This window comes from Accumulibacter sp. (genome assembly GCF_023806635.1).
Lineage (GTDB): Bacteria > Pseudomonadota > Gammaproteobacteria > Burkholderiales > Rhodocyclaceae > Accumulibacter.
Genome location: NZ_JAMTDQ010000083.1, coordinates 46155 through 72978 on the forward strand (window position 1 = coordinate 46155; position 26824 = coordinate 72978).

Here is a 26824-nt window from a genome sequence, read left to right on the forward strand (position 1 = left end):
ACCATGTCATCCGGGGGAAGCGGCAGGTGGCAGACATCTTTCTCAGCTATGCAACCGAGGACCGCGAGACGGCCGGCGCGGTGGCCGATCAGCTCGAAGCGCTCGGCTTCAGCGTCTGGTGGGACCGGAAGATCCCGGCGGGAATGACCTGGCGGCAGGTGATCGAGTCAGCGTTGAACGAAATGGGCTGCATGGTGGTTCTCTGGTCGCAGAGTTCGCTCGCCAGCACCTGGGTCAGCGAGGAAGCCGAAGAGGCACGCATGCGCGGCAAGCTGGTGCCCGCACTGATCGAGGCCGTCCTGCCACCGCTGGGTTTTCGCGGCATCCAGGCCGCCGACCTGATCGATTGGGATGGCTCCGGCGAAGCAGCCGGCTTCCGCCACCTGGTGGCGGGCGTCGAGGGTTTCCTCCCTGGCCGGAGCGGTGCCGGCAGGCCGGTCGCCGCGGGTGCCGACACCAGCCGCCATGGTAGCGACCGCGGCCGACGCTGGATGGCCGGCGTCGCTGCCTGCCTGCTGCTCGTGCTGACCGTCGGCACGTGGTTCTGGTACGCGCAGCATGCAGCGCCAGCGGCATCGGCGACACGAGGCGACGGCGGGAGCGGGCCGGCTGCCGACAGCCCGCCAGCGGCCGGCAGACAGTCACTGTCGACGGCAGCGACTGGATCGCCGCCCGGAGCTGGCGGAGTGGCAGGCAGCAGCGCGCCAGCGCCGGAGCAGGCGCGGCCAGCCGCCAGCACGAGTACCGCCAGTCGCGGCAGCACGGAAGATGCAGCGCCTGCGGCAAGCACCGTGTCGACACGCGACGGCAAGGCCGCAACCACGGCATCGCTACGCCCGGGTGAGACGGCCGCGACCGGCAACGAGGCGAAACCGCGCGGCGATCCGGCGCCGGTCCGGCCCGGGGAGACGACGACCCTCACCAGTGCCGCCGCCAGTGGCGGCAGACCGGCGAAGCCGGCGGTCGAGCCCGGCGCGCGCCCTGCCCGCGCTGGCCGCTGCACCGACCTCATCGAGCGCCAGAGCCTTGGCGACTCCCTGAGCGCCGATGAACGGTCCTACTTTCAAAAGGAATGCAGACGATGAACCCACCCGACCTGTTCCCTCGCCGGCGGCGGCTCGATCGCTGGCTGCTGCTCGCAGCCAGCAGCCTTGCACTGCTCGCCTGCCAGGCGCCGGCACCACGCGACCCGGAGCAGCCGGCTCCGACGCCGGCAGCGCCGGCGCCGATCGCCTTCGACGACGCCATTCTCAAGGCTGCCAAGGAGTTGTTGGCCAAGGCGCAACTGCCGCTGGCCGGCGGCCAGCGGCAGGCGCTGCTGATCGACCCGCTGGTGGATGGCGTCACCGGCAGCCAGTCGCTCGCTACCCGCTCGATGGAACAGCGGCTCGTCGAGATCGTCCGCCGCGACTACCCGCAGCTCGAAGTGCAGGCCTTCAGTACGAGCAACCTCGCCGGTCAACCCCTGGTGCTTGTCGGCACCTTGACGCCGATCAACAACAGCGCCGGCCAGCCGAGCGGCGAACGCGATGCTTTCCGCATCTGCCTCGCGCTCGCCGACCTGAAAAGCGGCAAGGTCATCGCCAAGGGGGTCGCCCGCGCCCGCCCGGATGGGGTGCAGACGACGCCACTGCCCTTCGACGCCGACAGCCCCGCGTGGACCCGGGATGCGGCGATCGACGGCTACATCAGGACCTGTCAGGGCAGCAAGGCAGGCGACCCGATCAACCCGGTCTATGTCGCGCGGATCATGGCCGCGGCCCTGCTCAACGACGCCGGCAATGCCTACAACGGCCGCCGCTACCAGGAATCGCTCGAACTCTATCGACGCGCGCTCGACACCGCCGGCGGCGATCAACTGCGCGCGCACAACGGCGCCTACCTCGCAGCCTGGAAGCTGAAACGACGGGACGAGGCGACACAGGCCTTCGCCCGTCTGGTCGACCACGGTCTCGCCAGCCGCCAACTCGCCCTCAAGTTCCTCTTTCGCCCAGGGTCGACCCAGTTCATCCACGATGCGCAGATCAGCGGTCCCTACCCCATGTGGCTCAACCAGATCGCGCGGCGCAGCGTCCAGAACAGGGCCTGCCTCGAGATCGTCGGCCACACCAGCCGCAGCGGCCCGGAGCCGATCAACCAGAGGCTGTCGGTCCTGCGGGCGCAAGCGATCAAGGACCGTCTCGACGGCAGCGAGCCGCAACTCATCAGGCGCACGGTGGCGAGCGGCGTCGGCTCGCGTGAAAACCTCGTCGGCACCGGAACCGACGATGCCGGCGACGCTCTCGACCGACGGGTCGAATTCCGCGTGCTCGACTGCTGACTGCACCGCCGCACCCGGCCCGGCGCCGCAGCCGCATGCGGTGGGCCCTCAGGGGCGGCTTCGCCCGCCCCGGGCAACACGGCCGTCGCAGGCGGGAGCAATCGCCGTGCATGCCGTTCACAGCGGCTGCCGAGTGCCGTAAAGTTGCTCCCTGCGTGGCCGGCAGCGATCCGCGGACAGCGACCGCGCATGCCTGGCGTCGTGGCCCGGACGGTTCACGGCGGCCACCTGGACGGGGGGCGGTCGCCGCCGCAGCCGGTACGCAAACCACCGACGGGAGACAGGAGAAGGCAATGCCCGAAGACGACACCATTGACAAGGATCTGCCGCTGCGCGAGGACATCCGGTGCCTTGGCCGCATCCTCGGCGATACGCTGCGCGCGCAGGAGGGCGAGGCGAGCTTCGAACTGGTCGAGCGCATTCGCGTCAGCGCCATCCGCTTCCATCGCGACGATGACAGCAACGCCCGTCAGGAGCTGACGGCCATTCTCGACAACCTGTCGCGGCAGCAGACGCAGACCATCGTCCGCGCGTTCAGCTACTTCTCGCACCTGGCGAACATCGCCGAGGACCAGCATCACATCCGCCGCTCACGCGCCCATCTCGTCGCCCGATCGCCAGCGCACGAGGGCAGCCTGGCGCACGCGCTGCAGCGGGCCGCAGCGGCAGGAATCGATGCGACGTGCCTGCGCGGCTTCTTCGACGGAGCGACGATCGTGCCGGTACTCACCGCCCACCCGACCGAGGTGCAGCGCAAGAGCACCCTCAACGCCCAGCGCGAGATCGCCGAGTTGCTGCGACGGCGCGACCGCGGCCAGCTCACGCCCGACGAACACGACGCTGTCGACGAGGGACTGCGGCGCGCGGTTCTCGGCCTGTGGCAGACGCGCATGCTGCGCAACACCCGCTTGCTGGTGCTCGACGAAGTGACCAACGGACTGTCGTACTACGACTACACCTTCCTGCGCGAGTTGCCGCGCCTCTACGGCTGGCTCGAGGATCATCTGGCGGCTACCCAGGCCGGACTGCGCAACGCCGAACTGCCGGCCTTTCTGCGCCTCGGCAGCTGGATCGGCGGTGACCGCGATGGCAACCCCTACGTCACGGCAACGGTGACGCGCGAGGCGCTGCGCCTGCAATCGGCGCGCGCGCTGCGCTTCCATCTCGACGAGGTGCACGCCCTCGGTGCCGAGCTTTCTCTCGCTGACGGCCTGGTCAGCGTCTCCGAGGCGCTGCAGGCACTCGCCGCGCGCTCACCCGATGCTTCCGCCGCCCGCAGCGACGAACCGTACCGACGCGCGCTGACCGGCGTGTACGCGCGCCTGGCGGCGACCGCGCGCCGTCTCGACGGCATCGAACCGGAGCGGCATGCGGTCGGCGAAGCGGCGCCCTACGCCGACGCCGGTGAATACGTCGGCGAGCTCGACATCCTCCACCGCTCGCTGGTCGCCAATGGCTCGGCGCTGCTGGCACGCGGCCGCTTGCGGGACCTGCGGCGGGCGGCACGGGTCTTCGGCTTTCACCTGTCGTCGCTCGACCTGCGGCAGAACTCGGAGGTGCACGAGCGCGTCGTCGGCGAGCTTCTGGAAATGGCGATGCCCGGCACCGCCTACCACCAGCGTGACGAAGCCGGGCGCGTCAGCCTGCTGCTGGCGGAGATCGGCTCGGCGCGCCCACTCTCCTCACAGCATCTGGCGTACAGCGATGAGACGCGCGATGAACTCGAGATCTTCCGCACCGCAGCCGCGGCACAGCGGGCCTACGGCGCGCAGGCGATCGAGAACTACATCATCGCCAAAACCGACGGCGTCTCCGACCTGCTGGAAGTGGCGCTGCTGCTGAAGGAATGCGGGCTGCTGCTGCCGTCGGGGCGGAGCCTGGCGGTGAACATCGTCCCCTTGTTCGAGACCATTCCGGATCTGCGCAACTGCCCGCGGATCATGGACGAGCTGCTGTCACAGCCCCCCTACCGCGAGCTCCTGCGCAGCCGCGGCGATCTGCAGGAGATCATGCTCGGCTACTCTGACAGCAACAAGGATGGTGGCTTCCTGACCTCGGGCTGGGAGCTGTACAAGGCGGAGATTGCGCTCGTCGAGGTGTTCGCCCGCCATGGCGTCAGGCTGCGCCTGTTCCACGGCCGTGGTGGCTCGGTCGGCCGTGGCGGCGGCCCGAGCTACCAGGCCATCCTGGCGCAGCCCGGCGGCGCCGTGCAGGGCCGGCTGCGGGTCACCGAACAGGGCGAGGTGATCGCCAGCAAGTACTCGAACCCCGAGCTGGGCCGGCGCAACCTGGAGATCGTCGCCGCCGCCGTTCTCGAAGCCACCCTCCTCGCCCCGGCGGCTGCCGCGCCGCAGCCGCACTATCTCGAGGCGATGGACGAACTGTCGCGGTCGGCGCATCGCGCCTATCGCTCGCTGGTGTACGAAACTGCCGGCTTCGAGCGCTACTTCTGGGAATCGACGGTGATCTCCGAGATCGCTCACCTGAACCTCGGCAGCCGGCCGGCTTCGCGCCGCAAGACCACCGCCATCGAGGATCTGCGGGCGATCCCGTGGGTCTTCAGCTGGGCGCAGTGCCGCCTGATGCTGCCCGGCTGGTATGGCTTCGGCAGCGCGCTGCACGACTTCCTGGCGGCGCACCCGGATGGCCTGCGGCTGCTGCAACAGATGTACCGCGAGTGGCCGTTCTTCCGCACCCTGCTCTCGAACATGGACATGGTGCTGGCGAAGAGTGACCTCGCGATCGCCCGGCGCTATGCCGAACTGGTAAGCGACGCGGAGCTGCGGGCGGCGATCTTCCCCCGCCTGCAGGCCGAATGGCACGCCACGGTCGACGGGCTGCTGGCGATCAGCGACCAGACCCGGCTGCTCGCCGACAATCCGTTGCTCGCCCGCTCGATCCGCCACCGCTTCCCCTACCTCGATCCACTGAACCACCTGCAGATCGAGCTGATCAAGCGCCTGCGCGCCGGCAACGAAGACGAACACGTCAAACGGGCGATTCACCTGACGATCAACGGCATCGCCGCCGGTCTGCGCAACAGCGGCTGAAGCAGCGTCTGCGCCGGCTTGCTGCAGGCTCGACCGGCAAGCTGGCGCCGCGGCCGCCGGCCGCCTGGCGCCAAAGCCTCAGTACTCCACCGGAAGAGGGTCGAGGCTGCGCCAAAGATACCAGGTGGCGACCGAACGCCAGGGCCGCCAGCGCTCGCCGTGCGCGACGAGCACCCGCCGCGCCGGCCGTTCGCCGGCGTGGTAGTGAATCGCCACCGCGCGCTGCAGCCCGAGATCGTCGAGCGGCAGGACATCCGGCCGCAACTGGTTGAAGATCAGGAACATCTCGGCGGTCCACACGCCAATGCCGCGGACCCTGGTCAGCTCCGCCACCAGTTCGTCGTCGGCCAGCCGCGACCAGCGTTCGACGTCGATCCGCCCGCTGGCGAAATGCCCGGCCAGATCGACCGCGTACTCGACCTTGCGCGCCGACAGACCACAGCCGCGCAAGCCCTCGACCGGGCAACCGAGGATGCTGTCCGGCGTGATGTCGGGCACGGCCACCTGCAGGCGCGCCCAGACCGTGTCGGCGGCCTTGACCGAGATTTGCTGGCCGACGATCGAGCGCAGCAGCGTGAGAAAGGGATCGGCGCGCGAAACCAGCGCCATGCCGGCAAAGCGCTCGACGAGGCCGCCGAGGACTGGATCGGCCAGCGCCAGTTCGCTCGAAGCCTGTTGCCAGTAGGGTGGTGTCAGCACGATGACGGCCAGGCAGCCTGCCGCCTGCTGGCGCCGCCCCGGCACCCGGTCGCCGCTCCGGAAGTGGCGCGGACGAGTGCTGCTGCCGCTGCGATCAGGCCCGTTTCCGCTCCTTCTCCCTGGCCTTCTCCTTGGCCTTGCGGCGGCTCGCGTCGATCTCGGGCGGCCGGTAGACCAGCACCGGGATGCTCGAATGGGTCAGCACGCGATAGGTCTCGCTGCCGAGCAAGAGCGACGTCAGACCGCCGCGCCCATGCTTCGACATGAAGATCAGGTCGCAGTCGTTGTCTTCGGCGACGTTCACGATGGCTTCCCATGGCGAGTCGCTGGCCACCGACAGCGTCGTGCATTCGACCCCGGCCTCCTTGCACAGCTTCTTGATGAAGCCGAGATAATCCTTCGACTTGCTGTCGGCACCCGCAACCAGACGGTCGAGGACAGCCGGCTCGACGAGATCACCGATGTTGTCGGTGTTGCCGATCGGCTTCGCGTAGAGGGCGGTGATCGTCGCGTTGGCCGCCTTGGCAAAGGACACGGCCCGTTCAGCGGTGTCGCGCGACAGTTGACTGCCGTCGGTCGGCAGCAGGATATGCTGGAACATTCTTTTTTCTCCCAAGGGGCTCCGCCGGCTGGTCCCCACGGCGCACTTCGGATGATACCCGGAACCGACGGCGGTTGCCCGATTCCGGCGCCATTGCAAGAGTCCGCCAGCGACGGACCGGCGCGACAACGCACCCGCTGCGGCGTTCCGCCGGCGGGATGAGCGCCACCGTGGCGACTGGAGGATCGCCGGCACACGCCGGGCCTACTCCTGCATGGCCATCAGTTCCTTGTCCGAGTAACGCAGGCGCAGCGCGAGCACCTTGGCGACCGCCTCGACCAGATGACAGGCGAGGCGCTTGTGCTCTTCCCGCAGCTTCTCGAACTGTTCGCGCTGCAGGACGAAGAGTTCGCTCTCCTCGAGAGCGGTGGCATCGTTGAAGCGGGTCATCTGCGACAGGAACGCCATGCCGCCAAAGAAGTCGCCGCGGCCGTAGGTCAGGGCGTGGTGCCCGGCGGCGTCGCCGCCGCTGGCCGGCAGCGTGATGCGCACCGCACCCTTGCGGATGAGGTAGAGTTCGTTGCCCGGGTCACCAAAGGTGTACACCTTGCCGCCCTTCTCGATCGTACGGCGCTCGAGACAGGCTTCGAGGTCGATCAGGGTCTCTTCCTTGTGGTCGCGGAAGAGCTCGAGGTCATTCAACTCCAGCGCCGGCAGCGTCGGATCCTGCGCCGGGCTCTGGCCCAGGATCTGGTCCTCGATCCACTCGATCGCGTCGTCGAGTTCGGGAAATACCTTGACATGCTGGGTCATCCGGGTGAGTTCCATCTGATCGAAGAACTCGCCGATGTTGCGTCCGTTCGGCAGCACGTGCGACAGGCTGCTGAAGATCAGGAAAGCGTCGCGCTCGATCAGCGAGTCTCGGATCTGGCTCAACAGATGAACGGCGGTCACATCGACCGACTGCACCCGCCGCATGTCGAGAACGACGAAACGGCGCCTGGCGAGTTCGGGTTCGAGCGCGGTGTACAACTGGTCCTTGGTACCGAAGAACAGGCTGCCCTGCAACTCGAGGATGGCGGTCTGATGCCCCTGCTTCTCGAGCAGTTCCATCTCATGACGCAGGCGCACCCGCTTCGAATAGCGGCTGCCACCATCCAGCTTGCGACGAATCACGGTACTGCTCAGCTGCTCGCGGATGAACAGGAACATCGCCAGGGCGATACCGACGCCCGAGGCGGCAATCAGACTGTAGCCGACGGCAACGACGACCACGGCGACGATCACCATGAAGTCGAGCAGCGTCCAGGGCGACTCGAGCAGGTGCAGGCTGTGCCGGTCGATCATCCGGATGCCGACGACGATCAGGATGCCCGCCAGCGCGCCGACCGGAATCCAGGCAATGAAGCTGCCGAGGGCGAGGAAGGCAATCAGCGACAGGACGCCCTCGACGACGCCGGAGACCCGCGTCCGGCCACCGCTCGCCAGATTGACCAGCGTCGCCCCCATCTGCCCGGCGCCGGGCATGCCACCGGCGCAGGCCGAGGCGACGTTGCCGAGGCCCTGTGCCACCAGCTCGCGGTTGGAGTCATGCCGGCCGCGCGTCAATGCGTCGAGGACGACCGCCGTCTTCAGCGTGTCGATCGACAGCAGCACCGCCAGCGTGAAGGCGGTCCCGAGGAGACTGCCGATCTGGCTGAGCTTGAGCTCGCCGATCTCCTGCCAGCGATCGGTGATCGCCTCGAGCATGCTCGACGCCGTGCCACCGAGCGGGCCGATGATCATCTTGTTGCCTTCCATCACCAGCAGCGAGTCGTCGATCGAGGCCAGGCCGAAGTAGCTCAGCACGCCGGCCAGCAGGCCAAGGATCGCTGCCGGCACGACGCGCGTGAGCAGCGGCGCGCCGAGCATCACGGCCGCCGTCACGGCGCCGATCAGTGCGCTCTGCCACTGCCAGAGTTCGGGCGAGATCAGGGTCCGCCACCAGGAGGTGCCGCCGGGCGCGCCGAGGAACTTCGGAATCTGGCTGCCGATGATGATCAGGCCGACGCCGGTCAGGTAACCGCTGACGACGGGGAAAGGGATGTACTTGATCAGGCTGCCGATACCCATGAAGCCGAGCAGCAACTGCACCACACCGGACACCAGCCCGAGCGCGGTCAGCATCAGGACGATCGACGGCGCCGCGACACCATGCTGCACGAGCTCGATGGCAAAGGCCGAGAGGACCGCCGCCGCCGGTGCGCAGGGCGCCGTGATCAGCCGGTTGGTACCGCCAAACGCCGGCGCCACCAGGCCCAGCGCAGTGGCGCCGAGGATCCCCGCGAGCGCGCCGAGACCGGCGTAGGCCGGGCCAATGGCGCCATAGATGGTGACCCCGAAGGCAATCGCCGACGGCAAGGCGACGAGCATCGCCGCCAGCCCGCCCCAGAAGTCGCCGACCAGCCGGTCATTGCGCAGGGTTGCGGTCAATTCCACCGGTCCGACCCCCTGGTTGCACGGTTCCCGAGCGGCTGCGGGCAGCCCGGTCGCGGCCGGTCGTCCAGGCCCGGACAGCGCGCGCGGTCAGCCGCCGACAGGGCCTCTCCGGGCACCGAACGGGTGCACCCGCATCGCCCTCGCCAAACGGCGAGCCGTCGGTCAATGGGCATAAGCGCCACCCGGCGTGCCGACTGCCGCGCGGCCGTCGGTCGGCAGCTCACGGGCCACCGCCTCGGCCTGGTCGGCGACCCGGTCGATCTCCTCGACGAACTGTGCGAGCAGCAGCCGGGTGTCGACATCCAGCGCTTCGTCGGCAAGAATCCGGCGCAGGAGGGCCATCGACAGGCGATCTGCCTGCGCTTCATGCCAGCCGACGCCGCGCCTGCCCTCCTCCGCAGCCGGCTCTTGCTGCCTTTCCGGGCGGCAGGTTTCGACCAGCGCATCGATCGCGGCGCAAACCTCGTCCGTCAGCTCCTGTACATCGACGGCCAGATGCGCCGGCACGCGACGGCCGCGCCGGGTGAAACCGGACTCGATGGCAAGGCCCGTGACCTGGCGCTTCATGTCGCGCAGCAAGCGGCCCAGACCCGTCAGCGTCGCGAGCGTGGCGGCTCCACTCGCGTCTTCCAGAGGCGCGAGCGCGGCAGGGCGCATCTCGAGCGCCTGCTGCATGTCCTCGAGGCCGCGGACGAGGTCGGCAATGCGCCTGGCCAGCTGCCAGCAGGCCCCTTCGGAGCCATCGTGCAGGTGGGCATCGACGGCCGACCGGAAGATCATCGTCGCATCGGCGACGCCGTCCAGATAGCTGTCGAGACTGTATTCGATCGATGTCGAGATAGCCGACCGCTCTGCCACTCGAAGCTGCGTTTCCATTTGACTTCTCCTGCACAAAAAAAAGAAAACTGCTCTCGCCCCTGGTGTCCTGTCTGCCTGCGCCTGCCGTAGCCAGCGCCGCTCGCGGTGGCGTCGGCATCAGGTCGCCGCGTACCCCTGCTGCGCGACGAGACATGAATCACCCGCACCATGCTGCTGCAGTGCGAGGCCGTCGGCCAGTCGCTGCGCCAGACGTCTCAGGATCTCTCCGGCACCTGCCAACTCGCGCACGACCTCGTGCAGGGCGGCATGCATCTGCGTGGCCCAGGACTCGCTACTGGCTGCATGCGGCCCTGGCATCGCCGCCAGCTCGTCCGGCGCCTGCCGCCAGACCAACCCGGTACCCGGCAGCAGTTCCAGCAGGGCCAGCGAACGATAGCTGCCGAGTGGGTTGAGGCTGCCGCAGGCATCGCCGGCGGCGGACGGCGGCACCGACGGCTCGCCGCTCGCAAGGCCGGCACAGGCGTCCCGCAGACCTTCGCCCTCGCAGCGGATGCGTCGCAGCATCTGGCCGATCAATGCACCGGACGCGGCGTGAACACAGCGGCAGGCGGTGGCGGTCCGGAACAAGCCGGCAGCCGCCCGGTCGAGCCGCTCGCTGGTGCACCGCAGGTCTTCGAGTTCGCCGCTGCGACCGTGATCCGCCAGCGAGTCGATGACGGCACAACTGCGCCGCCAGAGATTCTCGCGGCACTGGTCGAGATCGAACAGGCGCACCGAATGCGCCGATTCCCTGCCCTGCACGACCGCATCAGCCGCTTTCGCCAGCCGGACGAGCGTCTGCGCCTGCTGCTCCATCGTGCTGAACACGCCACACCATCCGGCAGCCGGAGCGATCGGCCGCGACCTTCGCACCATCGAGCTCGGTTCAATCATCGCCACAGCCCTCACCTGCTCCCCGTCGCGTCCGGGTCAGGAACCCGGATGCCAGGGAACCCGCTGCCCGTGGAAGTCGTCGAGCAGCCCTCCGAGTTGCGGCAGCAGGCCGTTGCTGCGTGCCTCCAGCCAGCAGCGGACGCGATCGCCACGAGCGCCCGGCAGTGCCTCTTCGATCAGCTCGCGCGCCACCGCGAGGTCATTGAGCTGGCCCAGCATTTCCTGCAGTCCGCTGGCTGCGAGGTGGTACTCGCGCAACAGGTCGCCAGGGAACAGTGGCGCGAAGAACTCGAGCGCATAGCGCAGGCGCTTGTACGCGACGCGCAGACGATGACGCGCGGCCGCGTCGCCACCCGATGCCTCCTGCGCCAGCTGCCAGACCTTGCGCGCGCGCTTGTCGAGGCAGCGGGGAGCAAACAGGTCCAGACGACGGGTGTCGCGCTCGGGCAGGGCCAGGACGGCGGCCGTGAAGTCGAGCAGCAGGCGTGAGTAGTCGCCCGCACTCAGCACACTGCCCGCCACCTGGCGATTGACGGCACAGCGTCGGCGCGCGTAATCGGTCAGTTCATGCGCCTGCGGGCATTCGGGGAAGGCGGCGAGGATCGTCGGCAAGGTCTCCGCAAGGAAGACGTCCCAGTTGCGGGTCTCGCCGAGTTGCCTCGCCAGCGCCTGCCAGAGCGGATCGAAGCCGGCCACGAAGGCCTCCGGGAGGCGCGGCTTCCAGACGCGAATCGCCGACCGCAGACGACGGATGGCAACCCGCGCCTGATGCACGAACTCGGGGTCATCGCTCTCGCAAACACCCCTTTCGTTGCTCTGCAAGTGCCTGAGGCAAGCCAGGGCGATCGTGCGAAAGCCGGCAGTAACGCTCATGCTGGCGTCGGTGTCGACTGGTGCGGCCTTGACGACCTGCAGCGGTTGCCCGGCCAGCACACCGCTGCCGCGCTGGAACTCGCTCGCCGGTTCCGGGTTGTCGTGGCCGGTCCTGGCCACACGCTGGCGCAGCGGCTTGACCTCGGTCCGCGAGCGATGCGTGGCGAGGCGGCTGGCAACGCCCGGCGTCAGCGACAGATTGAGTTCGGTTTCCATGCTCATCGTGAAGCTCCTGAAGATTGAACTGGCATCACAGCCACGGCTTTGCGAGGCAGGCGGCGTTTCCCGCAGGATGGCGCCACAACATCTCGGCAATCGGATACAGCACGAATCATGCCAAAACGGACAGGACGCAAACAATCGAGAAAAATCAGACCTTCAGGTGCCATTGCAGACAACCGGGCCGATCCCTGACGGGTGCAACAAATTGAACGCGAAGCCCCCGTCCGGACGCTCATCAGCGGCCGATTTACGTCATGGAAACAGTGACTTGTGGGCCTCCAGCGAGGCCTCGCGATGAGTGGAAAGGTTACACCGCCAGGAGAGCAGGGATGGGCTCGCAATCGGGCGAACCAGACGCCACTGGCATCGCGGCGGGCGGGAGGCGGCAGCAGGGGCGGCCAATGCGTCGAGCGGCCGGTCGGCCGCTGCTGCGGCGGCATCGGTGGGGGCCAGGGCAGACATCGGCCGCACGACGGCTGCGTTGGCCCGCCCATGCTGTGGCGCACCACGCACGACGCGCCCGACGGCTCGGGCGACCGCAGCATGGCGCCGCCGCGACGACTGCGCCACCCCGCACGCGAACGAGTGCGGCGGCGGAGCGCGGCGCGCGGCGACAGGTTGCAGTCGCTCGCGCGCCGCGCAGCGCCGTGGGTCAGCAGAGCTTGACGACGATGTCGAGCAGCGTGCTGTTGCAGATGTTCAGCCGATCTCCGGCGCGCAGCAGCTGATTGTAGATTTCCTTGCGGCGAAAGATGTTGTGGAAATCGTTGTCGTTGAACAGTTCGGCGAGTGCTCGCCGGTGGGTGCGCGTCAGGTTGCGCACCGCCTTGTCGGACTTCTCGGCGTCGGCGCGACCCGCTTTCGGATCGTTCGCCAGGCGGCCGTAACCCGCGGCCACTGCCTCGGCACCGTCCTTGAGGCAGACCGCCATCTCCAGGCAGTACTTGTCGGCCTTCAGGGCAAGCACATCCGAGTCCATTTCGACGACGATCGTCTTGCAGCTATTGACGATCTCGTCGAGGTTGATGATCGCCCGGTGCAGATCCTCGCGGTCGATCGGCGTCGAGAAGGCTTCGTTGAGCAGCGTCAGGTTGCGCACCTTGAGCCGGTCCCCCTCATATTCGGCATCGACGATCCGCCTGGCGACATCGGCCGTACCGGAGCCCATGTAGTCGACCAGCAGCGAGGCGCTGTGGCCAACCTGTGCGCTCTGTTCGGCGAGCAGCGCGAAGAAGTTCGGAACCTTCGGGAAAACGCGGTGCAGGATGCGGCGGGTCAACGAAGTCGATGCGGTGGCGGCGTTGGACATGTTCAGGCCTTTAGGAGAAAGAGGTTGACGATGGCGAAAGTCTGAATGGCAACCAGGGCCGAGCCCGGGATGGTGATCAGCCAGGTGATGCCGATATCCTTGGCCTTCTTCCAGCGAACGGCCTTCGGCCGCTCCGAGGCACCGATGCCCATGATCGAGGTCGAGACGACGTGCGTCGTGGATACCGGCGCGCCGATCACCGATGCCGTGAGGATGACGACGGCCGAGGTCAGCTGAGAACTCAGGGCATGGATCGGCCGCACCCGGTAAATTGCGAAACCGAGCGTGCGGACGATGCGCCAGCCGCCCGAGAGGATGCCGAGCGTGATCGCGATCGCGCAGGCCAGCATCACCCAGAACGGCACCTCGAAGCTGGGAATGAAGCCACCGAGCAGCAGTGCCAGCGTCAGCATGCCCATGCTCTTCTGCGCATCGTTGGCACCGTGCGAGAAGGCGAGCCCGGCGGCGGTGAAGAACTGCGCGTAGCGCAATCCCTTGTTGGCCGACGGCGTGGCGGTGAACAGGAGGATGTTCAGCAGGCGCAACATCAGGAATCCCGCCCAGAAGCCGATGATCGGCGACAGCACGAGACTTGCCAGCACCTTCATGATGCCCGTCAGCTGGCCGTGCATCATCTGCGAGAATCCCCAGACGACGTTGTCCACACCGGCGGAGACGACGACGGCGCCGATCAGCCCGCCGACCAGTGCGTGCGACGACGACGAGGGAATGCCGAAATACCAGGTGGCGAGGTTCCAGACGATGGCGCCGACCAGCCCGCTGATCAGGATGGCGAGCGAGAGGACCGCCTGCACATCGCCGAGAGTGACGAACTTGCCGATCGTGTTGGCAACCGCCGTCCCTCCCAGCAGGGGCCCGAGGAACTCGAAAGTGCCGACGATGATCACCGCCTGGATGGGCGTCATCGCGCGCGATGCGATGATCGTCGCAACGATGTTCGCCGCATCGTGGAAGCCATTCGTATAGTCGAAGAAGAGGACGATGGCGACCGTCAAGATCGTCAGGATCAGCAATGTGCTCATGCAGCGGCCCTATGATTGTTGTCTTGGATTCCCTCGCACCCGGCAGGCGCTGAGTGGTCTCGCAAGCATGATCCGTGCCACACGAGCAGAAAACGATCTTGCTATATTGAATCAGACACTTGGAAATCCATCCCGGCTTCTCGAGCAGTCACCATGGGGGTGTAACGAAATGCACTGGAATCCACGCGTATGGCACGTAAATTGCGGTTTTCCAGTTCTTCTTCAGTATCTTGGTCAAACGCGTCACGAAGGCAGCGAAATGTCGACTGCGCACACCCCCTCTCAGGGTGCCGGTGACTGCGCCGGTGGAGGCCGCTGGCGGTCCGCTGCGGGGGGCTTGCCGCCGGAAGCTCGTCGGCGACGCGCGACGTTCGCGGTCAGCGGTGCTGCGTCGCGGAGCACGGCAAGGCCGTCGCTCCGCCGATCAGGGCTCGGTTCGCGTCGCGCGCCGCGCCAGTCGCCTGTTCAGTGCCGGCCGCGAAAGGCCGAGCAGGGTCGCGGCGACCCCCTGATTTCCCTTCGCCCGCTTCAGTGCCTCGGCGACCAGCGCTTCCTCGACTTCGTCGAGCGTCGGAAAGCGACCGGGGATGAGGATCGGCATTTCGCTCGCCGCGTCAATCGCCGCAGGCTCGGCGCCGGCCTTCTGCTGCTTCTGGATGGCCTGACGGAAGCTGTCCATCGCCAGGATCGATCCGCCGCGGTGCAGCGCCATCGCATTGAAGACCATCGCCCGCAGTTCGCGGACGTTGCCAGGGAAATGGTGGTTCGAGAGCAGGGTGATGAGCTCGTTCGACGGCTCCGGCGCCGGCTTGCGGATCAGTGCCGCCGCCTCGTCGAGGAAGTGCTGCAGGAGCAGGGGGATGTCCTCCTTGCGCTGGCGCAGCGGCGGCACCTCGATCTGATGCACCGAGAGACGGAAGAAGAGATCCGATCGAAAGCGGTTCTGCCGCATCATCTGTGCCAGGTTGCAGTTCGTCGCGCAGACGACGCGCGCGTCGCTCGGCCTTGCGACGTCCGAGCCCAGCGGGAAGTACATGTGCTCCTGCAGCAGGCGCAACAACTTCACCTGCGACGCCATCGACAGGTCGCCAATCTCGTCGAGGAACAACGTCCCCCCGGCGGCCTGGGCGATGAGCCCGGCGCGCGACTGGTCGGCGCCGGTGAAGGCGCCCTTCCTGTGACCGAACAGCGTGTCCGAGAACAGGGTGTCGTCGAGACCGGCGACGTTGACCTGCACGAACTGGCCGCCAAGACCGCTGAGCTTGTGCAGGGCATGCGCGAACATCTCCTTGCCAGCGCCGGTCTCGCCGCAGATCAGCACGGGCTCCGCGGTGCCGGCCACCGCCTCGAGGTACTGGAAGAGCGCCCTCATCTTGCGGCTGTTGGTGACGATGCCGGTGAAAGCCTCGTTGTCCTGCAGGCAATCCGACAGCAGATAGCGCTTGAGGACTCCCATCTGCCGCCGCAGCGAGTGCACTTCCAGCGCATGCCGCACGCTTGCCACCAGCCGGCTTTCCTCGACCGGCTTGACGAGATAGTCGAACGCGCCCTCCTTCATGCTGCTGACCGCGGTCTCGACATCCTGCGCCGCCGTCATGACGATCACCGGGACCTCGGGGTAGAGGTGGACGATGTCCGGCAGCAGCTTGCTGCCGCTGACGTGCGGCATCGAGAGATCGAGCAGCAGCGCGCTCGCCGGCTGCGCCTCGAGGGCCGGCAAGAGGTTCCGGCTGTCGGCGATCATCTCGATCCGGGGGACGCCGGCACTGCGCAGGACGGTGGCGGTCGCGTGCAGGACCGACTCCTCGTCATCGACGAGAAAGACCGGCAGGCTGGAAAACGGCTTCTCCTTCATTCATTCCTCCGTGGCAATCGGCAGATCGACGCGGACCGTCGTCCCGAGGTCGGCGTTCGATTCGAAGCGCATCATCCCGCCGTGCCGGTCGACGATCGACGACGAGATCGACAGTCCGAGCCCGGTGCCGCCACTCTCCGCCTTGGTGGTGAAGAAGGGCTCGCCGAGTTGCGCCATCACATCCTCGGGAATTCCCTTTCCCTGGTCCGCCACCTCGACGACCAGCCGGCCTTCCGCCGGGATCGCCCGCGCCGAGACGCGGACCGAACGGCTGCGCTCTGGCAGCGACTCGAGTGCGTTGACGATGATGTTGATGAACACCTGTTCGAGTTGCTGCACGTTGCCGCGAACCAGCGGCAGCGAATCCGGCAGGTCGAGCGCGAAGTGGTCGGTACACTTCCTGATCCGGGTGTCGAGCAACGTGGCGACGGCGAGCAGGATCCGGCCGACGTCCGCCGGCTCGTCCATGTGGCCGCGATCCTGCTTGCCGAGATGCTTGAGATTGTCGACGATCTTCTGGATCCGCTTGGCGTTGCCGGCGATGTCACTCATGCCGCGGACGATCGTCTGGCGTGCCTGCGGGAAACCCAACCCGCCGAGCATGAACGCCCCCTGCTCCTGCTCGTACTCGTCGAGAATCGGCAAGGCGTCGTTCCAGATTCGCGCCAGCACGCCGGCATTCGCCAGGATGGCATGGTTCGGGTTGTTGATCTCGTGCGCGATGCCGGCCGACAGCACGCCCAGCGAAGCGAGCCGCGAACTGCGGATCGCCTGCCACTGCAGCTTGCGGTTCTCGGTGATGTCGCTGATCACCACCATCGCGGCCTTCACCGTCGTCGCCGTGCTGATCGGTACCATCCTGACCTCCCACCAGGTGTCACCGGTGGCGAGATACTGCAGATGCTCGATCCGCCCGCTGGCGAAGACCCGCCGCAGTCTCTGCAGATACTCCGGGCGCACTTCGGGCGGCAGGATCAGCGATGAGCGCTTCTCACCCGCAGCGCCCGCCGGATGTGGCCAGGGCCGGTTGCTGAGCAGGATGTTGGCCTCGCCATCGACGGTGAAGATGAGGTCGGGCGAGTGGTTGAAGAGCGTGCGCAACCTGGCCTCGGAGTCACGCAGTGCATCCTCGGCCAGCTTGTGCTCGGTGATGTCCTCGAGAAAACCGACGATGCGGACCAGCTCGACCCCGCGCTCATGCACCGGAAAGCCGCAGACTCGCAGCCAGCGCGACGCCGGATCGCCGCCAGCGAGCGGCAGCACGATGCTGAAGTGCCCTCCCTCGCGCCGCAGCTGATCGACCGCAGCGACGAGTCTGGCGCGATCGTCCGCCGCGAAGACATCGAACAGGACAGCCGGCGTCGGCTCGTCGAGGCCAATCGGCTGTCCGGCGATGCTCCTGAACGCCGGGCCGATGTATTCCAGCCGCGCGGCGTCGGGGCTGATCGCCCAGAAAACGACATCGACCGTCTCCGCCAGTTGGCGGAAGAGCTCCTCGTGTTCGTAGATCGTTTGCGTCAGCCGGATTCGATTGTCCATTTCGCGCCGGCTGCGCACCAGATACAGGACGAGGAGCGCGGTACACACGAGGCCTCCGAGCAGCACCGACCAGTGCGCCTTGGTGAAGGCCTCGGCACTCCGGAAGGTGTGCGTGGCGACACAGGTCACCGTCCACTGGCGGTCCCCCACCGGCATCGTCACCACCATTCGCGGCTGCCCCTCATCGGCTTCCGGCAGCAGCCCGCTGGCGGCGGCAACGGTGCGTGGCTCGAGCCGGCTGGCATAGAAATGGAGGAAGCGTGCCTCGCCTTCCGCCGATGCGTCGACCACCAGCACCTCGACGCCGCGCGGCTCGAGCAGGCTGATCGCCACATGCACCAGTTCCTCGATGTCGTAGACGCCGACGACGAAACCCAGCGGATCGGCGGGCTCGGCGTCCGCAGCGCGTCGCGGCTGACCGGGCGCATGCACGGGCAGGGCGGCATAGATGACGTGCGCCGCCCTGCCGTCGCCGCGATCCAGCCGCATGCGTCCGCTGACCGCCACCTTGCCACTCGCCCTCGCCCGCCGGAACAGCTCGGACAGTTCATCGGTGGCGTTGAGATCGACTCCCGGCATGGCAATCGGCGCCCCGCGCGAGGCCGTCAGGAGAACCGGCACCCGTGGCTGCTCGCCGGCCGCGGCAGCCGCCACGCCGCGCACACCGCGTGCCGGCAGCGCGCCCGGTGCCGTTCCGGGAACCTCCTGTCGCGACGAGGTCAGCAGGGGTGCCCAGATGAGTCCCTCGATGTACGGATGCCGCTTGAGCACCGAGTCGGTGAACAGCAGGAACTCCTTTTCGTCGATTCCCTGCGCCGCGTAAAACAGCCCGCGAATCTCGAGCAGCGCATCGAGCCCCTGTTCGGTGACCGCCCGCACCGACTGGATGCGGTCGCCGGCTGCCCATTCGAACTCCTTGAAGTGGCTGGTCTGCAGTTCCTGGCGGACGTTCCACGACGAGAAACAGGTCAGAAGAAGCCCACCGGCCGCCACCAGGTAGGCGGCGGCATACTTTCTCAGATTGTCGAACATCGGCACCGATCAGAAGAGTTCCCGACGCAGCATCGCCGGCACGATTCCCGCCGACACCGCCACTCCTTTTTCAGCTTAGCAGAAAGGAGCCCTGACGCGCAGCACCGCCAGCCGTCATGACGATCGCACGGCGGATGCCGCATCGTCTGCACGCGCGGCGAATTCGTGCCGATGCCCTGACGGCCAGCCGCAGGGCGGCTGCGGCGAGCGCGGCTTGGCCGCACCCCCCGGCGCCATCGCCGCTGAGCGCCATGTCACTCGGCAACCGGCCGCTCCGGGGCATTGCGCGGCAAACTGAGCCTGAAAGTGCTGCCCTCGCCGGGCACACTGTCGACCGCTATCGTCCCGCCCAGAACGCCGGTCACCAGGTTGTAGACGATGTACAACCCGAGGCCGCTGCCACCCTGCCCCAAGCGAGTCGTGAAGAAGGGTTCGAAGATCCGCTTCAGGGTCGCCGACGGCATGCCGACGCCGTCGTCGGCACAGGAAAGCAGCACCTGCGCGTCGCCGACGGCGGTCGCCTGCAGCAGGATGCGGCCGCAGTCGATGCCGGCCAGGCCATGGCTGACCGCATTGCCGACGAGATTGGCGATCACCTGCTCGAGCGGCCCCGGGTAGCTGTCCATCAGCAGCCCCGCTGGAATGTCGAGATCGATCCGGTGCGGGCTGTTCCTGAAGCTCAAGCGCAGCGCGCTGAGCATCTCTTCAACGGTCTGCCGGAGATCGAAGACGCGACGACGGGCGCTGCTCTGGTCCACCGCAACCTGCTTGAAGTGACCAATGAGATCGGCGGCACGGGCGCTGTTCCGTTCCAGCAGATCGACGGCTTCGCGTCCGCGGCTGAGGAAACGATCGACCTGCGAGCGGCGCAGGCTGCCCGCGTCGACCGCCGCGGCGAAGGCGCGCAGCTCCTCGGCGAGCAGGCTGGCGACGACGCGGCTGTTGCCCAGCGGTGTGTTCAGTTCGTGCGCCACACCGGCGACCAGATTGCCCAGGGCGGCCAGCTTCTCGGCCTGCAGGAGTTGTTCCATCGCCTGCCGCAACTCGCGTGTACGCTCGCTGACCAGTTCCTCGAGATGCTCCCGGTGCTGCAGCAGTTCCTCCTCCGCCCGCTTGCGATCGGTGACGTCGAAGATCAGTGACAAGAGAACGTCCTTTTCGCCGAGACGGATGATCTCGCCCGAGTAGAGCGCTTCCCGAATCTCGCCCGTGCTGGTGCGAAAGCGCGTCGGCATTTCACGGCAGGCACCGTGCAAACGGACCCGCTCGACCATTCGCTCACGGGATCCCGCCTCAGCCCAGATTCCGAGCTCGACCGAACTGCTGCCCAGCAGTTGCGCGCGTGAATAGCAGAGCATCCTCTGCATCTGCTCGTTCACGTCGTGGTAGACCCCGGTATCGATGGCGCTGATCGCCATCGGTGCCGGACTCGAGTGGAAGGCCTTGGCGAAACGCTCCTCGCTCTCGCGTACCGCTGCTTCCGCCCGCTTCTGCTCGGTGACATCGGCGCCGACACTGAAGACCTCGATCACCTGTCCCCAGTCGTTGAATACCGCCCGGTTGGTCCAGGACACCCAGACGCGTTCGCCACCGCGGCGCATGTTCTCGTTGACGTTGTGCGCGAAGTCCTCCGGCCGCAGGCAGATGCGCTCCATCAGTGGCAGCAGTTCCTCGCCGTCGCTCGCCGCCGGCGGGACGATCGTGCCGACGACATGGTGCCCGATCAGCTCCTCTTCCGTGTAGCCGAAGAACCTCAGCCCGAACTCGTTGATGAAGCTGATCTCGCCCGTCGGTGTCCAGCGCAGGATGATGCTGTTCGCGTTCTCCACCAGCTCGCGGTACTTCATTTCGCTCGCCAACAGCGCCCGTTCCGAGCGTCGACGCTCGGTGATGTCGTTGGCCAGGACGAGCTCCGCGCGCCGCCCTTCGTAGGAAAGCGCATGCGAGAGGATCTCGACGTCGATCAGCTCGCCATCCTTGCGCCGATGACGCCAGAAGCCCGTGTAGTCGGCAACTTCCTCGACGGCGATGACGTCCTCGGAGAGCAGTGGCGTCCTCTCGTCGGCCCCGAGATCGAGAATGCTCATGTTGAGGAACTCGGCACGCGAGTAACCATAGGTCGCCATCGCCGCCTGATTGACGGTCAGGATGGCCAGCGTCTCGACATCGAAGACCCACATCGGATGCGGCGTACTGTCGAAAAGCAGGCGGTAGCGCGCCTCGCTGTCGCGCAGTGCGGCATCGACCCGATCGCGCTGGTCGCGGATGCGCAACACCGAGATGCCGAAAGCCAGGTCACCCGCCAGTTCGCCGAGCAGCGCCACTTCCGCCTCATCGAAAGCACCGACGACCCCGGCGTAGATGCTCAGCGCCCCGAAATTCTGCTCGCCCTCACGCAGCGGCAATGCGCAGAGTGCCGCGTAGCCGCGCTCGAGCGCCTGCGTCCGCCAGGGCGCAAACCGTGGCTCGTTCGCCAGGTCCTTGATGACACAGGGGCGACCGCTGCGGATCGCCTCACCGTTGGCACCCCGACCGCGTTCGCCATCGGCCCAGCTGGTAGCCAGCTGATCGAGATAGCCTGCTTCGTGACCCGCGGAAGCCGCGGGCCGAATCGATCGTGCCGCATCGCGCTCCGCGTACCCGACCCACGCCATCCGGTAACCACCGGTATCGACGACGATCGAACAGATCGTCGTCAGCAACTCGTCTTCGTCACGCGCGCGAATCAGCGCCTGATTGCAGTCGCTGACCATGCGCAACTGCCGATTGAGCCGCCGCAGCTGCTCCTCGACACGCTTGCGCTCAGTGATGTCGATGACGACTCCCTGATAATGGCGAATCGTTCCGGCCTCGTCGCGTTCGGCCGCCGTCAGGTCGTCTACCCAGCGAACCGCGCCGCTCCTGGTGACGATCCGGTACTCCTGGCTGAAGTGATCGCGGCCCTGCTGGGCATGTTCCACAAGTTCCCGGGCGACTCGCTCGACGTCGTCGGGATGGATCAGGGACGCATAGGTGATGGCTCCATCGAGCAATTCATCGGCCGCATAGCCGAACTGCCCGATGTTTTCGGAAACGAACACCGTCGGCCAGCCCGCATCCGCTCGCCAGCGAAAGACCACGGCCGGGCTGTTCTCCACCACCAGCTTGGCCTGGCGCAGCGCCTCATCGATCTGCTGGCGCCGCGTGATGTCGCGTGCCGTCCCGCGATAGCCGGCGAAACGTCCCGCGTCGTCAAACACCGGCTGACCGCTGACCGCAACCCAGCGCCAGGACCCGGACTGCGAGCGCAGCGCGTACTCGAAATCGCGAAACGGCTGGTGCGCCTCGAGCCGACGGCGGTGTGCCTGCCATTCGGGCGCACTCAGGTTGCTCGGCAATTCCCAGCGCGTCCTGCCAAGCGATTGCCGCAGGTCGAAGCCGCTCTCCGCGAGCGCCGATACCGCTCCACCTGCCGACACATAGGTGAAACGGAAATCCTCGTCCTGTTCCCAGAACCAGTCGGAAGCCAGCGACGAGAGATCACGAAAGCGCGTCTCGCTGGCGCGCAGCGCCTGCTCCCGCTGGCGGATCGCCTGCGACATGCGATCGAGATCGGCAGCCAGCCGGTCGAGTTCCCTGATCTTCAACAGCGGCCAGGGGCGACCGTAATCGCCACCGGCAATGGCGTGTGTCTGGTCGGTGTAGCGGCCGATTCGCTGTGCCAGGCGGCGGGCGAGCAGCAGCGTCGAGCCGCTGCCGAGCAGCAACGCCAGCAGAACGCCGGCAGCGAGTATCCACAGGCTCGCCCGGAACGGTCGCAAGGCGTCGAGTCGTGGCTGCGCGACGAGTACCGTCCAGCCGAGTTGCGGCACTGGAACCAGCGTCGCCAGGAACCGTTCGCCGTCGACTTCGAGATCGTGGCCGTCGAAGCGCCCTCGCAGCGCTTCCTCGACGATCGGCAGGTGACCGAGATTGATCTGCCGGCCGCCGAGATGGCTCTGCGAATGCGCGATGATCTGGCCGCGCCGATCGAGGACCATCGTCAGCATGCCGGCTTCGGTGGGCAGGCTGCCGAGAAACGCCGCCAGTCGATCGATCGCAACTTCACCGATCAGCACCTCGTTGCCGACCGGAATCGCCAGACTGACCGCGAGGCGGGCACTGACCGCCGACAGGAACACCTCCGACCACACCGCCGTCTGCAGCCTGCGTGCTTCGTGCAGCACGGTCCACCGTGACAGGTCGATGCCGATCAGATCCTCGGGCTGCACCTGCTGCCCTGGCGGCAGGGCAACGGCGAGCACCGCATCGTCATCGGCGACCAGGTAGATCGCCGCGAAGACCGCGCCGGAGCCGCCGTGGACGTCGAGCAGCGTCTGCAAGCGCGGTCCCGGGCGCAGGCCACTGTGCCCGAGGTAGGCGGCCAGCGCGGACATCTCGCGGCCGGCGCCGCGCAGGTACTCCTCGACCTGGCCGGCAATGGCGCGGGCAAGAATCTCGTGCCGCTCCTCGATGCCGGCGATCACCTGCGGCAGCAGGACCTGCAGCAACAGGGCTGCGACGAGGAGCAGTGGCAGAACGCTGGCGACGATGAAGCGCCACGCCAGCCACTGCCAGAGAGGCCGCGCCACGCCTCCCCCTACTCGACCAAGGCCAGGCGCCCGTCGCGCACCACGGTCATGAACACGCCGAGCTGGACATCGCCGGAATCGTCGAAGACGATCGGCGCCTGCAGACCGTCGAAGCGACGGACGTTCAGTAGGGCCTCCTTGACGCTCTGCTCGCCCTGCCGTCGCGCCAGCGCCTCGAGCAGCACGTTGGCGGCGTCAAAGGAGAGCGTGCCACCGAAGCCGGGATCGCGATGGAAACGCTCGCTGTAAGCCTCGCGAAAGGCCAGGTAGCGTGGCGCCTCGCTGCTGCGGTTGAAGTTCTGTCCCACCATGAGCCCCTCGACGGCCTTGCCGCCCAGTTCGAGCAGCCGCTCGGTGGCGGCCCACTCGGCAGCACGGATCGGCAAGGCACTGCCCAGTTTGCGAAGCTGCTGGCACAGCAGGGCGGTGTCCACCGAATTGGCGACGATCAGGATGCCGTCCGGGTTGCTGGCCAACAGCTCCCCGGCCACCTGCCGCAGGGATGTCTCGCCACCCGACTCGAAAGCGAGCGTCTTCAGCAACTGCCCGCCACCGGCCTCGAAGACTGTCCGGAAGCCGCTCAGCCAGCTCTCGCTGTAGGCCCGGTTGCCAACGTCGTAGGCCACCGCCAGGCGCCGCTGGCCCGGAGCTCGCTGCAGATGGTGGCGCGCGACTTCTGCGGCATTGGCATGATTCGAAGAACCGACACGGAAGAAGAAGTCATCGCGGCCGCTGAGGTCTTCGGTCGAGACCGTCGGACTGATCAGCAACAGCTTCGCCTCGTTGGCGATCGGCACCATGGCCATGGCCATGGCGCTCGTCATCGGCCCGACGACGGCGACGACCCCCTGGTCGATCAGCTCGCGCAGGGCACCTGCCGCCACCTCGGGGTTCTGCTCGTCGTCGCGGATCAGCAGCCGCACCGCGCGCCCGCCGACGCCGCCGGCCTGATTGCGCAGATCGACGGCCAGTTGCACGCCGTCGCGACCGGCAATGCCGAGATCGGCGACCCGACCGGAAGTGCCGCCGATGAAGCCGATGCTGATCGGCTCCGGTGGCGGCGCGCAGCCAGCCAACAGCAGCGCCAGGGCAACCACCAGCACCGGTGCCCGAAGCTCTGCCTGTCCCCTATGCATCCATGCGTTCCTCACCATCGTCCGCACCCTCGCCCCATCGCCGCCAAAGCAGCCACTTTACCGACAATTCGCGCTCGCCGGTACCGCTGCGACGCCTGCCGGCCAGCAACGGATCATGACTGTCGCCGCCCGGCGGCGATCTGCCAGTGACGTCGCCGGCCGATCGGCAGGAATCGTCGCCAGCACCGCCGCCGCCGACTGCCGCCGCCGGCGATCGTCCGCGGGCGACTCACGGCGATGCCGCTTTGGCAGTAGAATCCGGCCCTCCATTCGCGCCGGACACGTCGATGCAATCGCTCTGGATGGTCCTCGCCAGCTTCTTTTTCGCCTGCATGGGCGTCTGCGTCAAACTGGCCGCGGCGAGCCACACCGCCGGCGAGATCGTCTTCTACCGCAGTGTGCTGTCGCTGCTCGTGATGTTCGTGGTCGTCCGCCTGCGCGGTGTGCCGCTGCGCACGCCGCACTGGCGTTGGCAGATCAGCCGCGGCGCGGTCGGCTTCGCGGCACTGCTCGCCTATTTCTGGGCGATCACCTTGCTGCCGCTGGCCACGGCGGTCACCCTGAACTACACCTCGGCCATGTTCCTGGCAATCTATCTGGCCGTCGCGGGGCAGCGGCCCACCAGCGGCGTCTTCTTCGCACTGGCGCTCGGCCTCGCCGGTGTCGGCCTGCTGCTGCGGCCGAGCTGGAGTGCGGACCAGTTGCCCGCTGCACTCCTCGGCCTGGCTTCCGGCATACTCGCAGGGATGGCCTATTTCAGCGTCCGCGAGCTGGGTCTGCGAGGCGAGCCCGAGAGCCGGACCGTCTTCTACTTTTCCCTCGTTTCGTCGCTCGGCGCCACCTGCTGGCTGGCCTTCTCCGAGCTGCATCCGATCGATCTGCGCAGCGGCAGCCTGCTGTTCGGCGTCGCGGCTTTCGCCACTGCCGCCCAACTGGCGATGACGCGCGCCTATGCCGCGACTCGCACGCTGCTGTCGGCGGCTCTCGCCTACACCACGGTGATCTTCGCCAGCTTCTTCGGCATCGTCATCTGGCAGGAAACCCTCGACCGCTGGTCCTGGCTGGCGATCGTGCTGATCGTCCTGTCGGGGGTCGCGGCAACGCACGGCTCGGCGCCGTCGCCCAGCCGACGCGCCCTGCCCTGGCACCCGCCAGCCAGGGCACCCGGCCGACGGCCAGGGATTCAACGGGACGGAAAGTCGCGCGCCAGGAAGCTCTCGTAGACCGCCTGCGCCGCCTCACAGCATTGTCGGTGGCCGGTCGCCAGCAGGTCGGCGTAGACCAGCGCCGGGGGCACCGTCTGCGGCCCCGTCGCCGCTGCCGGGGCTTCGCCCCAGAACGGCTTGCGCAGTTCGAGCAGGTCCTGGTAGTCGGCCGGACCGGCCGCAACGAGCTGCCCGACGGTGGCCAGTCGCGCCGGCAACCTGTCGCCGTAGAGGGTCAGGATCCCCGGCTGCAGATCGCAGCCGAGCAGCTTGGCCGCCGGCTCTCCCCCCCAGTGCAGAGATGCGGAAGGCAGTGGCCACTCCGGCCAGCGAGCGAAGTTTCCAGCCACATGGCGAGCACTCAGGGTCCGCCCACGCAGACCGACGGCGTAGGCCTGCGCCCACTCGTCGAGAAGTCGTTTGCTGGCGTTCAGCCGCCGCTGTCGTTGGTGCACCAGCAACGACTCGTCCCGCTGCAGCTCGGCAAGAACTGCCGGCAGCGAGCCGAGCGCGACGTTCGCCGCCGCGGCGATCGTCCGGTACGGCGCGGCCGCCAGTTGCGGCTCACGGATCAGCGCGAACAGTACCTTCAGCCGGTTGTTGCTGAAGCCCCGGCTGGCACGCAGGGCGATCTCCTTCGCATCCGGCTTGCGTCCCCTGACCAGGACGAGGAAGGAGGCCGTTTCCAGATAGGCATTGCCCGCCGCATCGGCAAACTGCTGCTGGCTCGCCTGCAGGCGCTCCGCCAGCTGCGGGCTGAGATGGTCGGTGACCAGGAGTGCCGGTGGCTGGCCGGCGTCGACCGGTTGCCGCAACTGCGCCAGCACCGCGCCCAGGCTGCTCTGAGTCAACCGCCTCTTGACGACGACCGCGTACTGGCCGCTGCCACGCCCTCTGGCAACGCGCAGCCAGGTTCGTGCCGGCCCTTCCGGCTGGGCCGGGGGATCGGCCTGCACCGACACCACCAGACTGTGGGCACGCAAGGCCTGCACCGTCCTGTCGAGAATGACGCCTGCATCTGCCGTCTTCATCACGCCGCGCCCTGGTCAGAATGAACAAGGGCGAATTGTGAACGAGAAGCCGCCTTCATTCAAGAGCAGCCGGCGCTAGCCCTGCCCTTTACCCGCAAGTCTGCAGATCATCCGAAGTCCAGTGTCGGA

The 26824-nt window shown here is 67.5% G+C and carries 17 protein-coding genes; 4 read left to right on the forward strand and 13 right to left on the reverse strand.

Features of this window, described 5'->3' with window-relative positions; all coding sequences use genetic code 11:
* Nucleotides 1-26 precede the first annotated feature (26 nt).
* The 3 genes from NFW30_RS14500 to ppc all read left to right on the forward strand — a co-directional run bounded on the left by NFW30_RS14500 (nucleotide 27) and on the right by ppc (nucleotide 5370).
* Complete coding sequence (locus NFW30_RS14500; protein WP_295356850.1) at nucleotides 27-1085, forward strand: toll/interleukin-1 receptor domain-containing protein; 1059 nt, start codon at nucleotides 27-29, stop codon at nucleotides 1083-1085.
* Nucleotides 1082-2320: an OmpA family protein gene (locus NFW30_RS14505; RefSeq protein WP_295356854.1), complete on the forward strand. Its 1239-nt coding sequence runs from the start codon at nucleotides 1082-1084 to the stop codon at nucleotides 2318-2320. Before NFW30_RS14500 ends, NFW30_RS14505 begins: the two co-directional genes overlap by 4 nt.
* A gap of 293 nt (nucleotides 2321-2613) precedes the next feature.
* Nucleotides 2614-5370 (forward strand): phosphoenolpyruvate carboxylase, encoded by a 2757-nt coding sequence (gene ppc / locus NFW30_RS14510; RefSeq protein ID WP_295356857.1) that lies wholly within the window; start codon nucleotides 2614-2616, stop codon nucleotides 5368-5370.
* A gap of 78 nt (nucleotides 5371-5448) precedes the next feature.
* Here the strand turns inward: ppc and NFW30_RS14515 are convergent, their stop codons facing one another.
* From NFW30_RS14515 to NFW30_RS14570, 12 genes are all read right to left on the reverse strand, one after another.
* Nucleotides 5449-6114, reverse strand: coding sequence for a DNA-3-methyladenine glycosylase (locus NFW30_RS14515; protein WP_295356860.1), 666 nt, complete (start codon nucleotides 6112-6114; stop codon nucleotides 5449-5451).
* Between the two features lie 49 nt (nucleotides 6115-6163).
* Nucleotides 6164-6670 carry a universal stress protein gene (locus NFW30_RS14520; protein WP_295356863.1) on the reverse strand — a complete coding sequence of 169 codons (507 nt, stop codon included), beginning with the start codon at nucleotides 6668-6670 and terminating at the stop codon, nucleotides 6164-6166.
* Between the two features lie 204 nt (nucleotides 6671-6874).
* On the reverse strand, nucleotides 6875-9088 hold the full coding sequence (locus NFW30_RS14525) for a SulP family inorganic anion transporter (protein ID WP_295356866.1): 2214 nt from the start codon (nucleotides 9086-9088) through the stop codon (nucleotides 6875-6877).
* A 162-nt stretch (nucleotides 9089-9250) separates the two neighbouring features.
* On the reverse strand, nucleotides 9251-9964 hold the full coding sequence (locus tag NFW30_RS14530) for a hypothetical protein (protein ID WP_295356869.1): 714 nt from the start codon (nucleotides 9962-9964) through the stop codon (nucleotides 9251-9253).
* A 99-nt stretch (nucleotides 9965-10063) separates the two neighbouring features.
* Nucleotides 10064-10774: a hypothetical protein gene (locus tag NFW30_RS14535; protein ID WP_295356872.1), complete on the reverse strand. Its 711-nt coding sequence runs from the start codon at nucleotides 10772-10774 to the stop codon at nucleotides 10064-10066.
* A 102-nt stretch (nucleotides 10775-10876) separates the two neighbouring features.
* On the reverse strand, nucleotides 10877-11935 hold the full coding sequence (locus NFW30_RS14540) for a CHAD domain-containing protein (protein ID WP_295356875.1): 1059 nt from the start codon (nucleotides 11933-11935) through the stop codon (nucleotides 10877-10879).
* Nucleotides 11936-12587: 652 nt separating this feature from the next.
* The gene (locus NFW30_RS14545) at nucleotides 12588-13244 is read right to left on the reverse strand and encodes a DUF47 family protein (RefSeq protein WP_295356878.1); all 657 of its coding nucleotides are present in this window, start codon (nucleotides 13242-13244) and stop codon (nucleotides 12588-12590) included.
* 2 nt (nucleotides 13245-13246) lie between these two features.
* Entirely contained in the window at nucleotides 13247-14287 is a 1041-nt protein-coding gene (locus NFW30_RS14550) for an inorganic phosphate transporter (RefSeq protein WP_295356881.1), read from the reverse strand.
* Nucleotides 14288-14711: 424 nt separating this feature from the next.
* Nucleotides 14712-16142 (reverse strand): sigma-54 dependent transcriptional regulator, encoded by a 1431-nt coding sequence (locus tag NFW30_RS14555; RefSeq protein ID WP_295356884.1) that lies wholly within the window; start codon nucleotides 16140-16142, stop codon nucleotides 14712-14714.
* Entirely contained in the window at nucleotides 16143-18713 is a 2571-nt protein-coding gene (locus NFW30_RS14560; RefSeq protein WP_295356887.1) for an ATP-binding protein, read from the reverse strand.
* A gap of 254 nt (nucleotides 18714-18967) precedes the next feature.
* Nucleotides 18968-23323: a PAS domain S-box protein gene (locus tag NFW30_RS14565; RefSeq protein ID WP_295356890.1), complete on the reverse strand. Its 4356-nt coding sequence runs from the start codon at nucleotides 23321-23323 to the stop codon at nucleotides 18968-18970.
* 8 nt (nucleotides 23324-23331) lie between these two features.
* A complete protein-coding gene (locus NFW30_RS14570) occupies nucleotides 23332-24459 on the reverse strand; it encodes an ABC transporter substrate-binding protein (protein ID WP_295356892.1) in 1128 nt (375 codons plus the stop codon).
* A 287-nt stretch (nucleotides 24460-24746) separates the two neighbouring features.
* On the opposite strand from NFW30_RS14570, the gene NFW30_RS14575 reads away from it, so the two are divergent.
* Nucleotides 24747-25682: a DMT family transporter gene (locus NFW30_RS14575; protein WP_295356895.1), complete on the forward strand. Its 936-nt coding sequence runs from the start codon at nucleotides 24747-24749 to the stop codon at nucleotides 25680-25682.
* On the opposite strand, the gene NFW30_RS14580 is transcribed toward NFW30_RS14575, so the two are convergent.
* The gene (locus NFW30_RS14580; RefSeq protein ID WP_295356898.1) at nucleotides 25643-26695 is read right to left on the reverse strand and encodes a type IV toxin-antitoxin system AbiEi family antitoxin; all 1053 of its coding nucleotides are present in this window, start codon (nucleotides 26693-26695) and stop codon (nucleotides 25643-25645) included. The genes NFW30_RS14575 and NFW30_RS14580 overlap by 40 nt on opposite strands.
* Nucleotides 26696-26824: the final 129 nt, after the last annotated feature.